Raw genomic sequence first — 12,732 nt, forward strand, 5'->3', positions numbered from 1 at the left:
GCTCATCTACCTCAGTTTCAGGGTTGCAAGGCCGATCAGCACCAGGATCACGGTGATGATCCAGAAGCGGACGATCACCCGTGGCTCTGGCCAGCCCTTGAGTTCAAAGTGGTGGTGGATCGGTGCCATGCGGAACACACGCTTGCCGGTCAGCTTGAAGGAGGCGACCTGGATCACCACCGACAGGGTTTCCATGACGAACACGCCACCCATGATGAACAGCACGATTTCCTGGCGCACGATCACTGCGATGGTGCCCAGCGCGGCGCCCAGTGCCAGCGCGCCGACGTCACCCATGAACACTTGCGCCGGGTAGGTGTTGAACCACAGGAAGCCCAGGCCGGCGCCGATCAGCGCGCCGCAGAACACGATCAGCTCGCCCGAGCCCGGCACGTAGGGGATCAGCAGGTATTCGGCGAACTTCACGTTACCCGACAGGTAGCAGAAGATGCCCAGCGCGCCGCCGACCATCACCGTCGGCATGATTGCCAGGCCGTCGAGGCCATCGGTGAGGTTGACCGCGTTGCTCGAGCCGACGATGACGAAGTAGGTCAGCACGACGAAACCGATGCCCAGCGGGATGGTGACATCCTTGATGAACGGCAGGATCAGCGTGGTTTCGACGCTGGTCGGCGCGGTCTTGTAGAGGAAGATGGCGGCAGCCAGGCCGAACACCGACTGCCAGAAGTACTTCCAGCGGCTTGGCAGGCCACGCGAGTTCTTTTCGATCACCTTGCGGTAGTCGTCGACCCAGCCGATGGCACCGAACGCCAGGGTGACGATCAGCACCACCCACACATAGCGGTTGGTCAGGTCGGCCCACAGCAGGGTGCTGACGGCGATGGCGGACAGGATCAGCGCACCGCCCATGGTCGGCGTACCGGACTTGGACAGGTGCGATTGCGGGCCGTCGTTACGCACGGCCTGGCCGATCTGGCGGATTTGCAGGGTACGGATCATCCATGGCCCCAGCCACAGCGCCAGCGACAACGCGGTCAGCACCCCCAGGATCCCGCGCAGGGACAGGTACTGGAAGACCGCGAAGCCTTTGTGGAACTGTTGCAGATACTCGGCCAACAGCAGCAGCATTAATGTTTCTCCCCGCTGGCACCGCACAATGCCGCCACGACGTTTTCCATCGCAGCGCTGCGCGAGCCCTTGATCAAGATAGTGGTGTCGCTGGCGTTCTCGGCGCTAACCGCTTCGATCAGCTCAGCTTGTGTAGCGAAATGGCGGCCATTGGCGCCGAATGCCTTGACCGCATGGGCCATGTTGGTACCCACTGCATACAGCGCATCGACCTTGCCACGTGCGTAGTCACCCACCTGACGGTGGCCTTCCTCCGCCCATTGCCCCAGTTCGCCGATATCCCCAAGCACCAGAACGGTGCGCCCGGAAAAGCCGGCGAGTATATCAATGGCCGCGCACATAGAGGTGGGATTTGCGTTGTAACTGTCGTCGATCACCCGCACGCCGTTCGGCGCGATCTGCGCCACGGTACGGCCTTTGACCGGTTGCACGGCAGCCAGGCCGGCGCCGATGCCGCTCAGGCTCAGACCAACGGCATGCGCGGCGGCGGCAGCGGCCAACGCATTGCTGACGTTGTGCTCACCCAGCACGTTGAGTTGCACGCTCACCACATTACCGGCGCCATGCAGCTTGAACGACGGGCAGCCGCGGGCGTCGCGACCGATGTCGCTGGCGAAGAAATCGGCGCTGACGTTATTGCGGGCGAAACTGATGACCTTGTGCGCACCGGCACGCGCCTTCCAGATGGCAAAGGCCTTGTCGTCCAGGTTGAGGATGGCGATGCCGCCCTCGCCCAGCCCTTCGAGAATCTCGCCCTTGGCCTCGACGATCTTCTCCGGGCCACCGAACTCGCCAACGTGGGCGGTACCGGCGTTGTTGATGACCACCACCTGCGGCCGGGTCAAGCCGACGGTGTAGCGGATTTCGCCGATGCGCGAGGCGCCCAGTTCGATCACTGCGGCGCTGTGCTCGGGAGCCATTTCCAGCAGGGTCAGCGGCGCGCCGAGGTCGTTGTTCAGGTTGCCGCGGGTGGCGTGTACCAGGCCACGGGTGCGCAGGATGCTGGCGAGCATTTCCTTGACTGTGGTTTTGCCGCTGGAGCCGGTGATGGCCACCACCGGCTGGTCATAGGCGGCGCGGTTCAGCGCACCGAGCTGGCCGAGGGCCAGGCGGCAATCGGCGACCAGCAGCTGCGGCAGGTCGACATCGGCTACTTCGCGCTCGACCAGGGCCGCGACAGCGCCCTTGGCCTTCACATCGGCCAGGTAGTCGTGGCCATCGAAGCGCGGGCCGGCCAGGGCGACGAACAGTTGCCCGGCGCCGACGCTGCGGCTGTCGATGCTGACACCGGTGAAGGTGGCATCGGCACCGATCTGGCGACCACTCAGTGCCGTGGTCAGCTGGCTGAGTGAAAGCGGCTTAAGCATGTGGAGCCTCCCAGGCTGCAAGTGCCTTCTCGGCTTCGATCAGGTCGGAGAAGTCATGGCGCTGGCCATCGATCTCCTGGTAATCCTCGTGGCCCTTGCCGGCCAGCACGATGACATCGTCGGCAGCGGCAGTGGCGATCAGGTGGGCAATGGCATCGCCACGGCCGGCGACGAACTCGACCGCGGCCGGCCTGGCGAAACCAGGGCGGATATCATCGAAGATGCTCAGCGGCTGTTCTGTGCGTGGGTTGTCGTCGGTGACCAGCACGCGGTCGGCCAGGCGCTCGGCGACTTCCGCCATCAGCGGGCGCTTGCCGCGGTCACGGTCGCCGCCGCAGCCGAACAGGCACAACAGCTTGCCGTGGGCATGCGGGCGCAGGGCTTCGAGCACTTTTTCCAGGGCGTCCGGGGTGTGCGCGTAATCGACCACCACCAGCGGCTTGTCGCCGCCGCCCAGGCGCTGCATGCGGCCTACCGGGCCTTGCAACTGCGGGGTGACTTCGAGGATCTCGTCCAGTGCGTAATCCAGCGCCAGCAGGGTCGCCACGGCGGCGAGCATGTTGCTGAGGTTGAAGCGGCCGAGCAACTGACTGCGCAGCACTCGCTCACCCTGAGCGGTGACCAGGGTGGCACGCACGCCATCGTCACTGAACAGCGCTTCGCGGCAGTACAACGAGGCGTCGGGGTTTTCCAGGCTGTAGCTCAGCAGCCGGGTCTCGCTGTGGTCGAAACTCGGGCGGCGAGCAAAGTCATCGGCCAGGCGACGGCCGAAGGCATCGTCCAGGTTGACCACCTGGCAGCGCAGGCTCGGCCAGGCGAACAGCTTGGCCTTGGCGGCCTCGTAAGCCTCCATGCTGCCGTGATAGTCGAGGTGATCGCGGGACAGGTTGGTCATCACCGCTATGTCGAACGCCAGTGCTGCGACCCGCCCCTGCTCCAGGGCATGGGAAGACACTTCCATGGCGACGGCCTTGGCCCCGCCTTTCTTCAGGTCGTTGAGGGTCGCCTGCACGGCGATCGGGTCTGGCGTGGTCAGGCGACCGCTCTGCAGCTCGCCATAGAAGCCGGTCCCCAGGGTGCCGATCAGGCCGCAGCGCTGGCCGAGCAGATCGAGCGCCTGGGCGACCAGCTGGGTGACGCTGGTCTTGCCGTTGGTACCGGTCACGCCGACCAGGTTCAGCTGCCGGCTTGGCTCGCCATAGAAGCGCCCGGCAATATCCGACAGCTGTGCGATCAGGCCCTTCACCGGAATCAGCGGCACCTCGGTCAGCGGCAGCACGGTGGCGCCCTGCTCTTCATAGGCCACCGCGGCGGCGCCACGGGCCAGGGCATCGGCGATATGCGCGCGGCCATCGACCTTGGCCCCCGGCACAGCCAGGAACAGGTCGCCCGGGCGCACAGTGCGGCTGTCCAGGGTCAGTTCACGGATCAGCGGGTCACGGCTGGCGTGGGCGAAAAGCTTGCTCAATGGCATTGTCATCATCCACGCCCTCCCTTGGCGGCTGCTGCTGCATTGACTTGCGATTGTTCGACGGGCGCGGGTGGCGGCAGGTTGTCTGGCGGCACATTCATCAGGCGCAGGGTGCCGGACATGACCTTGCTGAACACCGGGGCCGAAACCAGGCCGCCGAAGTAACCGCCCTTGCCCGGTTCGTCGATGACCACGACGATGGCGTAGCGCGGGTCGCTCATCGGCCCGAAGCCGGCGAACAACGAGCGGTAGGCGTTTTCGGTGTAACCCTTGGATCCGACCGTGGCCTTGCGCGCGGTACCGGACTTGCCGGCCACGTGATAGAACGGCACCTGGGCGCGGAACACGCCGCGCGGCGCTTCGATGACCTGCTGCAGCATGGCCTGGACGGTTTCGGCGGTGTCCTTGGGAATGGCCTGCACTGCTTCCGGCGCCTTGTCGACCTTGAGGATCGACAGCGGCACCATCTTGCCGTCGTTGGCCAACGCGGCGTAGGCATGCACCAGCTGCAAGGCCGTCACCGACACACCGTAGCCATAGGACAGGGTGGCGGTCTCGGCCTTGCGCCATTCGCGGTGGTTGGGCAGGTTGCCGACGCGCTCGCCCGGGAAGCCAAGGCCGGTGTACTGGCCCAGGCCGACCTGGGACATGACCCGGTAGATGGCCTCACCGCCGATGTCGAAGGCGATCTTGCTCATGCCGACGTTACTGGAGTTGATCAGGATGCCGGTCAGGTCGAGGATCGGCCCCTCGCTCTTGGACACGTCCTTGATGGTGTAGCGACCGATCTGCAGGCTGCCCGGGTACACTTCCACCTTGTCGGTCGGCTTCCAGCGGCCGCTCTGCAACGCCGCACTCATGGAGATCGGCTTGACCGTGGAGCCTGGCTCGAACACGTCGATGATCGCCCGGTTGCGCATGGCCGCCGGGAACATGCTGCGGCGGTTGTTGGGGTTGTAGGTCGGCTGGTTGACCATGGCCAGGACCTCACCGGTCTTGACGTCCATGATCACCAGGCTGCCGGCCTTGGCATCCTGTTCGGCAATGGCGTTGCGCAATTCGCGGGTGGCCAGGTATTGCAGGCGCAGGTCTATCGACAACGCCAAGGTCTTCCCGGCCTTGGCGTTCTTGGTTACCTGGATGTCCTTGATCAGCCTGCCACGCCGGTCCTTGATGACCTGGCGCTTGCCGGGCACGCCGGCCAGCCACTCGTCATAGGCCAGTTCCACCCCTTCGCGACCGTGGTCGTCGAGGTCGGTGAAGCCGACCATGTGCGCGGTGACATCACCTGCCGGGTAGAAGCGGCGGAATTCTTCCAGGCCGTACACGCCCGGCACTTTCAGGTCGAGCACATGCTGGCCCTGCTCCGGGGTCAGGCCGCGGACCAGGTAGATGAATTCCTTGTTGGCCTGCTGGGTCAGGCGGTCGATCAGCTGCTGCGGGTTCTGCCCCAGCGCCGCCGCCAGTTGCGGCCAGCGCTCTTTGGAGGCCTGCATTTCCTTGGGGTTGGCCCACAGGGTAGTGACCGGGGTACTCACCGCCAGCGGCTCACCGTTGCGGTCGGTAATCAGCCCGCGGTGCGCCGGGATCGGGATGTGGCGCAGGCTGCGCGCATCGCCCTGGCCCTTGAGGAAGTCCCGGTCGACGACCTGCAGGTCGATGATGCGCCAGCAGATGGCACCGACCATGATCGCCAGTAGGCCGATCACTACGCGGAAGCGCCACGGGTAAAGTGCGCCTTCAAGCTTCATCATGGCGCCACCATCCGGACTTCATCAGCCGCCGGCACGCGCATTTTCAACTGCTCGGAAGCCAGGCTCTCGATACGGCTGGCAGCTGTCCAGGTGCTCTGTTCGAGGATCAACCGGCCCCACTCGGCCTGGGCCTTGTCGCGCTCGTTCAATTCCCCGTAAAGCGTGTTGAGCAGCTGGCGGTTCCAGTGCGCGCTGTAGGACACGGCAATGGCCGAAACCAGCACGGCGACGAACAGCAGAAGCATCAGGAAGCTTCCGCCTGGCAAGGGTTTGGCAAACAGCCTGCTCACCGCAGCTTCTCCGCCACGCGCATCACAGCGCTGCGCGAACGCGGGTTGGCCTTGAGTTCGGCGTCGGACGCGAACTGGGCCTTGCCGATGAGCTTGATCTTCGGTTCGAAGACCTTGTGCTGGACCGGCAGGTTGCGCGGCAGGTTGTCGGCCTCACCCTTGACCAGCTTGCGCATGAACAGTTTGACGATACGGTCTTCCAGCGAGTGGAAGCTGATGACCGCCAGGCGGCCGCCCACTTCGAGCGCATCGATCGCGGCTTCGAGGCCGGTCTCGAGGTCGCCCAGTTCGTTGTTGACGTGAATACGCAGGCCCTGGAACGCGCGGGTCGCCGGGTTCTTGCCCTTTTCCCAGGCCGGGTTGGCCACCTTCAGCACTTCGGCGAGGTCGCCAGTGCGGGTGAACGGCTGGCGCTCGCGACGCTCGACCACGGCACGCGCCATGCGCCCGGCGAAACGCTCTTCGCCGTATTCCTTGAACACGCGGGCAATCTCTTCCACCGGTGCAGTGGCGATGAACTCGGCGGCACTGATGCCCTGGTCGGGGTTCATGCGCATGTCCAGCGGGCCATCGTTGAGGAAGCTGAAACCGCGCTCGGGGTCATCCAGCTGCGGCGAGGACACGCCCAGGTCCAGCAGTACACCGCTGACCTTGCCATGCAGACCGCGCTCGGCGACCTCGGCGCCCAGCTCGGCAAAGCTGCGCTGCACAATGACAAAGCGGCCGTCTTCGGCCGCCAGCGCTTGCCCCGTGGCAATCGCCTGTGGGTCCTTGTCGAAACCCAGCAGCCGCCCTTGCGGCCCGAGCTTGCTGAGAATCAGCCGGCTGTGCCCGCCACGGCCAAAGGTGCCGTCCAGATAGCAACCGTCGGCGCGCAGGGCCAATGCCTCGACAGCTTCGTCGAGCAGGACGGTAATGTGGTTGAAGCCGCTATCTATGGTCACAGGATCAGGTCACGCAATTCGTCGGGCATGGCGCCCGGTTGTTGAATAGCTGCAAGGTCGGCTGCCGAAACCGCGTTCCAGGCATCTTCATCCCACAGCTGGAATTTGTTCAGCTGCCCCACCAGCATCGCCTTCTTGTCGAGCTTGGCGTATTCGCGCAGGCGGGGCGGCACCAGGAAACGCCCGCTGCCATCGAGCTCCAGGTCCACCGCATTACCGATCAGCAAGCGCTGCAGGCGGCGGTTTTCCTCACGCAACGATGGCAAGGCACGCAACTTGGCTTCTATCTGTTCCCACTCATCGAGGGGATAAACACACAAGCAGGGGTCTACGGCGTCGATGGTCACGATCAGTTGACCATTGCAACGCGAATCGAGCTCGTCACGGTACCGGCTCGGCATGGCGAGACGGCCCTTTGCATCGAGGCTGACGGCGTTGGCTCCGCGGAACACGGCTGCGATTCCCCACAATGGTAGCTTTTTTGTGCCAGAAAACCCACTTCATCCCACTTTCTGCCACTTGCGCACACTATAGGAATCCGCCCGCAGCACCGTCAAGGCACGTTCGGAAGGAAAAGCCTTACAGGACCGAGATTTAGCGCAATAAAGGAATGTGGAAGGACTACCGCGAAGAAAAAAAGACGAGAAAAATCAAACCCACGCCAGAAGATGGCGTTCGAAGTTAAAGTGATTTATCAAGAGTAAGATTTTTTCGGTATTACCAACGAGCATCTGCTATCGAATCAAGCAGGGAGGGAAAGGTGGAGAGTCGATCTGTAAGCCGGGTTTTGTCGAGGACAGTCATTCCTCTACGACGGCCATCACTGGACGCCTCTAGCAACCTACCCGGTTCCGACGCGGGCCACGCCTGATGGAACCCTATTTGGTCTTGCTCCGAGTGGGGTTTACCTAGCCACGAACTGTTGCCAGCCGTGCGGTGCGCTCTTACCGCACCTTTTCACCCTTACCGGCACCGAAATGCTTAGGCGGTTATTTTCTGTGGCACTTTCCGTAGGCTCGCGCCTCCCAGGCGTTACCTGGCACTCTGCCCTATGGAGCCCGGACTTTCCTCCCCCTGCCGTTACACAACAAACGCTGTGGAACAAAGGCAGGCAGCGACTGTCCGATCGACTCTCCGCCGCCAAGATTAACGGCACACGCGCCCAAGAACAAGCGATACCGGCATTTATACCCTTTTGCCACTACTCGGCTTTCTGCTTTTCCAGGGCCAGCTGATACAGCAGGTTCTTGCGTACCCCGGTAATTTCTGCGGCAAGCGCCGCCGCGCGTTTGAGCGGCAGCTCGGCCAGCAGCAGGTCGAGCACCCGCTGCGCCTCGGCACTGATCGCCTGCTCGCCCTCCGGGGCACTCCAGCCACCAACCAGCACCACGCATTCGCCGCGCTGCTGGTTGCTGTCAGCGGCAACGAACGCCCGCAGCTCGGCCAGCGGCAGGCCTTTGAGGGTCTCGAAGGTTTTGGTCAGCTCGCGCGCCAACAGCGCCGGGCGCTCGCCACCGAATACCGCTTCCATGTCTTCAAGGCACTCCAGGATCCGGTGCGGGGCCTCGTAGAAGATCAGCGTGCGCGGCTCTTCCTTTACCTGCTCCAGGCGCGCCCGCCGCCCCGCCGCCTTGGCCGGCAGAAAGCCTTCGAAGATGAAACGGTCGGACGGCAAGCCCGCCGCCGACAGCGCCGCGATCAGGGCACAGGCGCCAGGCACCGGCACCACGTTCACCCCGGCGGCCCGCGCCTGACGCACCAGGTGGTAGCCCGGGTCGGAAATCAGCGGCGTGCCGGCATCGGAGACCAACGCCACATTCTCACCTGCCAGCAGCTTGCCGAGAAAACGCCCGCCCTCGTCGCGCTCATTGTGCTCATGGCAAGCCGCCAGCGGCGTGTCGATACCGAAGTGCTGCAACAGGCGGATCGAATGACGGGTATCTTCGGCCGCGATCAGGGCCACATCCGCCAGCACCTTCAGCGCCCTGGCACTCATGTCGTCGAGGTTGCCGATGGGGGTCGCGACTACATACAGCGTCCCCACGGTGGATTTCGAAGCCCCTGCCACATCAGTCACTGCGCACACCTGTCGTCCGGATCAAAGGCGCCATTGTAGCCCGAGCGCCTGCAACAGGGCGCAAAGAACTTCGTCGGCGACCGATGGCAGACCACCTATAGTGAAGGATCGACACGGCGACATCGCGCCCCGGCCAGCGCTTGGGTACAATTGCCGGCCAACTTGATCGAGTAACAGGACCTTTACATGATCGCTTGCCTGCGGCTGTTCACAGCCCTCTGCCTTGCTGCCCTGCTGGCAGCCTGCGCCAGCTCGCCCTCATCCAGCCTGGGCGAGCTGCCACGCACCCCGGACGCCAGCATCGAGCAGCTGCTCGAAAAGGCTGCCTCCAGCAAGTCCGCGGAAGACGCCGCCCTGCTGCGCCTGAGCGCAGCCGACCTGGCCTACAGGCAGAAGGACTTCCCACGCGCCGCACGCATCCTCGAGCAGGTGCCGCTGGACACCCTCAAGCCGGCCCAGCAAGTGTTCGCCAGCACCCTGGCGGCCGAGCTGGCCATGAGCCGCAACCAGCCCAAGGCCGCACTGACCGCCCTGGCCCACCCCAGCCTGCAGCGCCTCGCCGAACTGCCGCAAGAGCAGCAAGCGCGCACCTACAGCGTGCACGCCGCCGCGCTCGAAGCCGATGGCCAGGCCCTGGCAGCCGCGCAGCAACGCGTCCTGCTGGCCCCGCTGCTCAGCGGCCAGGCCGCCAGTGCCAACCATGACGCCATCTGGGCCCTGGTCGCTTCGCTGCCCGCAGAGCAACTGCAGCAGCCTGGCAACGACCAGACCCTGGCCGGCTGGACCAGCCTGGCGTTTGCCGTGAAAAGCGCCGGCACCCTGGAGCAGCAGCAAGCGGCCATCGATGCCTGGGTCAAGCAGCACCCGCAGCACCCGGCTGCCCAGCAGTTGCCACTGGCGCTGACCAAGCTCAAGGAGCTGGCCAGCCAGCCGCTGACCAAGATCGCCCTGCTGCTGCCGCAGGAAGGCCCGCTGGCCGGTGTTGCCCGCGCCCTGCGTGACGGCTTCATGGCTGCGCACTTCCAGGCCCAGCAAGCCGGCCAGCAGGCGCCTGCCGTGCAGGTGTTCGACAGCTCGCGCATCGGCTCGCTCGACGACTTCTATCGCCAGGCCCAGGCCGCCGGCGTGCAGCTGGTCATCGGCCCGCTGGAGAAGCCGCTGGTCAAGCAACTGGCCGCCAAGCCGCAACTGCCGATCACTACCCTGGCCCTGAACTACGCCGAGGCCGGCCAGAAGGCCCCGCCACAGCTGTTCCAGTTTGGCCTGGCTGCCGAAGACGAAGCCCGTGAAGTGGCCCGCCGCGCCCGCGCCGATGGCATGGTCCGCGCCGTGGCCCTGGTGCCGAGCGGCGAATGGGGCGACCGCGTGCTGGCCGCCTTCCGTCAGGACTGGGAAGGCAACGGCGGCACCCTGCTCGCCGCCGAGCGCATCGCCCAGCCGGTCGCCCTGGCCCAGCAGATTGCCGACCTGTTCCAGCTGCGCCAGAGTGAAGGCCGCGCCAAGAGCCTGCAGAGCACGGTAGGTGGCAACATCGCCGCACAACCGTCGCGCCGCCAGGACATCGACTTCATCTTCCTCGCCTCGACCCCGCAACAGGCCCAGCAGATCAAGCCGACCCTGAACTTCCAGTACGCCGGCGACGTACCGGTGTACGCCACCTCGAACCTGTACAGCGCCAGCGGTGACGTCAACCAGTACAACGACATGAACGGCATCCGTTTCTGCGAAACGCCATGGCTGCTCGACACCAGCAACAGCCTGCGCCAACAGGTGGTACAGCAATGGCCGCAAGCTGCCGGCAGCCTGGGCCGCCTGTACGCCATGGGCGTCGATGCCTACAGCCTGGCGCCGCGCCTGGGCCAGCTGAAAGCACTGCCGGACAACCGTGTGCAGGGCCTCTCCGGCAGCCTGAGCATGAACGCCAACCAGCGTATCGAGCGCCAGCTGCCGTGGGCCGAGTTCGCCGGCGGCCAGGTCCGGCGCCTGCCTGACACTGCCCGCTGATGGCAGCAGCGTCGCCCACCAGTGCCGGGCAGGCAGCAGAAATCCAGGCCCTTGCGTACCTTCAAGGGCAGGGCCTGCAGCTGCTGGCGCGCAACTGGCGATGCAAAGGTGGCGAGCTTGATCTGGTCATGCTCGACGCCGATACAGTAGTATTCGTCGAAGTCCGCTACCGGTTGCACGCGGGCTTCGGTGGCGCCCTCGGCAGTATCGACGGGCGCAAGCAGAAACGGCTGGTGCTCGCCGCCAGCCTGTTCCTGCAGAAGGAGCCCCGCTGGGGCAACCACCCCTGCCGCTTCGACGTAGTCGCCCTGCAGGGCAGCCACCATGCAGGCAGACCGCTTCAATGGCTGAAAAACGCCTTCGAATGCTGAACCCACTCCGATTTTTTTGCTCTATGTTTCGCGGGCTGGTCGTTGTTGCGCGTAGCAAAGGCCACCGCCCCACTTAAGGTCACCAGATGGACATGCAATCCCGAATTCGCCGGCTGTTCCAGGCCAGCATCGATACCAAGCAACAGGCAATGGACATCCTGGCACCGCACATCGAGCAGGCCAGCCTGGTCATGGTCAACGCGCTGCTCAACGAGGGCAAGATGCTCGCCTGCGGCAACGGCGGCTCGGCCGGCGATGCCCAGCACTTTTCTTCGGAGCTGCTCAACCGCTTCGAACGTGAACGCCCGAGCCTGCCGGCCATCGCGCTGACCACCGACAGCTCGACGCTGACCTCGATCGCCAACGACTACAGCTATAACGAAGTCTTTTCCAAGCAGATCCGCGCCCTCGGTCAGCCCGGCGACGTTCTGCTGGCGATCTCTACCAGCGGCAACTCGGCCAACGTGATCCAGGCGATCCAGGCCGCACATGACCGCGAAATGATTGTCGTAGCATTGACTGGCCGCGACGGCGGCGGCATGGCCTCATTGCTGCTGCCAGAAGACGTGGAAATCCGCGTACCTTCGACGGTTACCGCGCGAATCCAGGAAGTCCACCTGCTGGCGATCCACTGCCTTTGCGATCTGATCGACAGCCAACTGTTCGGGAGTGAAGAATGACCCCTATGCGCCTCGGCCTGATGGCCCTGACCCTGTGCCTGAGCGTCACCGGCTGCAGCTCGGTACTGACCTCTACCCGCAATTCACCGATCGAAGACGATCGCGGTACGCGCACCATCGGCAGCAAGATCGACGATTCGCTGATCGAAACCAAGGCCTCGGTGAACATCGCCAAGGCCAGCCCTGACCTGGACAAGGGCTCGCACATCGTCGTCAGCAGCTACAACGGCATCGTCCTGCTGGCCGGCCAGACCCCGCGCGCCGAGCTCAAGAGCCTCGCCGAGCAGACCGCCAGCCAGGTGCAGCGGGTCAAGAAAGTGCACAACGAACTGCAGGTGATGCAGCCCTCCTCCATTCTGGCGCGCAACAACGACGCCTGGCTGACCACCAAGATCAAAACCCAGATGCTGACCGACAATGCCGTGCCCAGCTCGCGCATCAAGGTGATCACCGAGAACGGTATCGTCTACCTGCTCGGCCTGGTCACCCAGCAGGAGGCCAACTCGGCCACTGCCGTGGTACAGGGCGTGTCGGGCGTACAGAAGATCGTCAAGCTGTTCGAATACATCGACTGATTCATCAGCCTGTACCGGCCTCTTCGCGGGGGGGGGCCCCCCCCCCCCGGGGGGGGGGGGGCGGGGGGGGGGGGCGGGGGGGGGGGGGGGGGGGCGCCCCCCCGGGGGCC

12 protein-coding genes and 1 other RNA gene are annotated in these 12,732 nt (G+C 64.7%); 4 read left to right on the forward strand and 9 right to left on the reverse strand.

What is annotated here, in order from left to right; all coding sequences use genetic code 11:
• Positions 1-6 precede the first annotated feature (6 nt).
• The 9 genes from mraY to rsmI all read right to left on the reverse strand — a co-directional run bounded on the left by mraY (position 7) and on the right by rsmI (position 8,992).
• A complete protein-coding gene (gene mraY / locus C6A77_RS22065; RefSeq protein ID WP_023661969.1) occupies positions 7-1,089 on the reverse strand; it encodes a phospho-N-acetylmuramoyl-pentapeptide-transferase in 1,083 nt (360 codons plus the stop codon).
• Positions 1,089-2,456 (reverse strand): UDP-N-acetylmuramoyl-tripeptide--D-alanyl-D-alanine ligase, encoded by a 1,368-nt coding sequence (murF, locus tag C6A77_RS22070; protein WP_114171374.1) that lies wholly within the window; start codon positions 2,454-2,456, stop codon positions 1,089-1,091. Before murF ends, mraY begins: the two co-directional genes overlap by 1 nt.
• The gene (locus tag C6A77_RS22075) at positions 2,449-3,936 is read right to left on the reverse strand and encodes a UDP-N-acetylmuramoyl-L-alanyl-D-glutamate--2,6-diaminopimelate ligase (protein ID WP_114171383.1); all 1,488 of its coding nucleotides are present in this window, start codon (positions 3,934-3,936) and stop codon (positions 2,449-2,451) included. Before C6A77_RS22075 ends, murF begins: the two co-directional genes overlap by 8 nt.
• The gene (locus C6A77_RS22080) at positions 3,936-5,678 is read right to left on the reverse strand and encodes a penicillin-binding protein 2 (RefSeq protein ID WP_161959687.1); all 1,743 of its coding nucleotides are present in this window, start codon (positions 5,676-5,678) and stop codon (positions 3,936-3,938) included. The genes C6A77_RS22075 and C6A77_RS22080 overlap by 1 nt, the downstream gene beginning before the upstream one ends.
• Complete coding sequence (ftsL, locus tag C6A77_RS22085; RefSeq protein ID WP_114171376.1) at positions 5,678-5,971, reverse strand: cell division protein FtsL; 294 nt, start codon at positions 5,969-5,971, stop codon at positions 5,678-5,680. The genes C6A77_RS22080 and ftsL overlap by 1 nt, the downstream gene beginning before the upstream one ends.
• Positions 5,968-6,909, reverse strand: a complete 942-nt coding sequence (rsmH, locus tag C6A77_RS22090) for a 16S rRNA (cytosine(1402)-N(4))-methyltransferase RsmH (protein WP_178082396.1) — start codon at positions 6,907-6,909, stop codon at positions 5,968-5,970. Before rsmH ends, ftsL begins: the two co-directional genes overlap by 4 nt.
• Before the next feature lie 2 nt (positions 6,910-6,911).
• Positions 6,912-7,367: a division/cell wall cluster transcriptional repressor MraZ gene (mraZ, locus tag C6A77_RS22095; protein ID WP_004575120.1), complete on the reverse strand. Its 456-nt coding sequence runs from the start codon at positions 7,365-7,367 to the stop codon at positions 6,912-6,914.
• 308 nt (positions 7,368-7,675) lie between these two features.
• An RNA gene (gene rnpB / locus C6A77_RS22100) (RNase P RNA component class A) lies at positions 7,676-8,049 on the reverse strand.
• A 67-nt stretch (positions 8,050-8,116) separates the two neighbouring features.
• Entirely contained in the window at positions 8,117-8,992 is an 876-nt protein-coding gene (gene rsmI, locus C6A77_RS22105; protein WP_114171378.1) for a 16S rRNA (cytidine(1402)-2'-O)-methyltransferase, read from the reverse strand.
• Between the two features lie 186 nt (positions 8,993-9,178).
• Between rsmI and C6A77_RS22110 the strand changes: the two genes are divergently transcribed.
• The 4 genes from C6A77_RS22110 to C6A77_RS22125 all read left to right on the forward strand — a co-directional run bounded on the left by C6A77_RS22110 (position 9,179) and on the right by C6A77_RS22125 (position 12,622).
• The gene (locus tag C6A77_RS22110) at positions 9,179-10,996 is read left to right on the forward strand and encodes a penicillin-binding protein activator (RefSeq protein WP_114171379.1); all 1,818 of its coding nucleotides are present in this window, start codon (positions 9,179-9,181) and stop codon (positions 10,994-10,996) included.
• Positions 10,996-11,367, forward strand: coding sequence for a YraN family protein (locus C6A77_RS22115; protein ID WP_114171380.1), 372 nt, complete (start codon positions 10,996-10,998; stop codon positions 11,365-11,367). The genes C6A77_RS22110 and C6A77_RS22115 overlap by 1 nt, the downstream gene beginning before the upstream one ends.
• Before the next feature lie 86 nt (positions 11,368-11,453).
• Positions 11,454-12,047 (forward strand): phosphoheptose isomerase, encoded by a 594-nt coding sequence (locus C6A77_RS22120; protein ID WP_012274070.1) that lies wholly within the window; start codon positions 11,454-11,456, stop codon positions 12,045-12,047.
• Positions 12,044-12,622, forward strand: coding sequence for a BON domain-containing protein (locus C6A77_RS22125; protein ID WP_114171381.1), 579 nt, complete (start codon positions 12,044-12,046; stop codon positions 12,620-12,622). Before C6A77_RS22120 ends, C6A77_RS22125 begins: the two co-directional genes overlap by 4 nt.
• Positions 12,623-12,732 lie beyond the last annotated feature (110 nt).

Source organism: Pseudomonas sp. AFG_SD02_1510_Pfu_092 (assembly GCF_003331055.1).
Lineage (GTDB): Bacteria > Pseudomonadota > Gammaproteobacteria > Pseudomonadales > Pseudomonadaceae > Aquipseudomonas.

What these genes read in the sequence shown, in the direction of transcription:
- mraY (WP_023661969.1), bottom strand. Translation starts at nt 1,089, where the DNA reads ATGCTGCTGCTGTTGGCCGAGTATCTGCAACAGTTCCACAAAGGCTTC.
- C6A77_RS22120 (WP_012274070.1), top strand. Translation starts at nt 11,454, where the DNA reads ATGGACATGCAATCCCGAATTCGCCGGCTGTTCCAGGCCAGCATCGAT.
- C6A77_RS22125 (WP_114171381.1), top strand. Translation starts at nt 12,044, where the DNA reads ATGACCCCTATGCGCCTCGGCCTGATGGCCCTGACCCTGTGCCTGAGC.
- murF (WP_114171374.1), bottom strand. Translation starts at nt 2,456, where the DNA reads ATGCTTAAGCCGCTTTCACTCAGCCAGCTGACCACGGCACTGAGTGGT.
- C6A77_RS22115 (WP_114171380.1), top strand. Translation starts at nt 10,996, where the DNA reads ATGGCAGCAGCGTCGCCCACCAGTGCCGGGCAGGCAGCAGAAATCCAG.
- C6A77_RS22080 (WP_161959687.1), bottom strand. Translation starts at nt 5,678, where the DNA reads ATGAAGCTTGAAGGCGCACTTTACCCGTGGCGCTTCCGCGTAGTGATC.
- C6A77_RS22110 (WP_114171379.1), top strand. Translation starts at nt 9,179, where the DNA reads ATGATCGCTTGCCTGCGGCTGTTCACAGCCCTCTGCCTTGCTGCCCTG.
- C6A77_RS22075 (WP_114171383.1), bottom strand. Translation starts at nt 3,936, where the DNA reads ATGACAATGCCATTGAGCAAGCTTTTCGCCCACGCCAGCCGTGACCCG.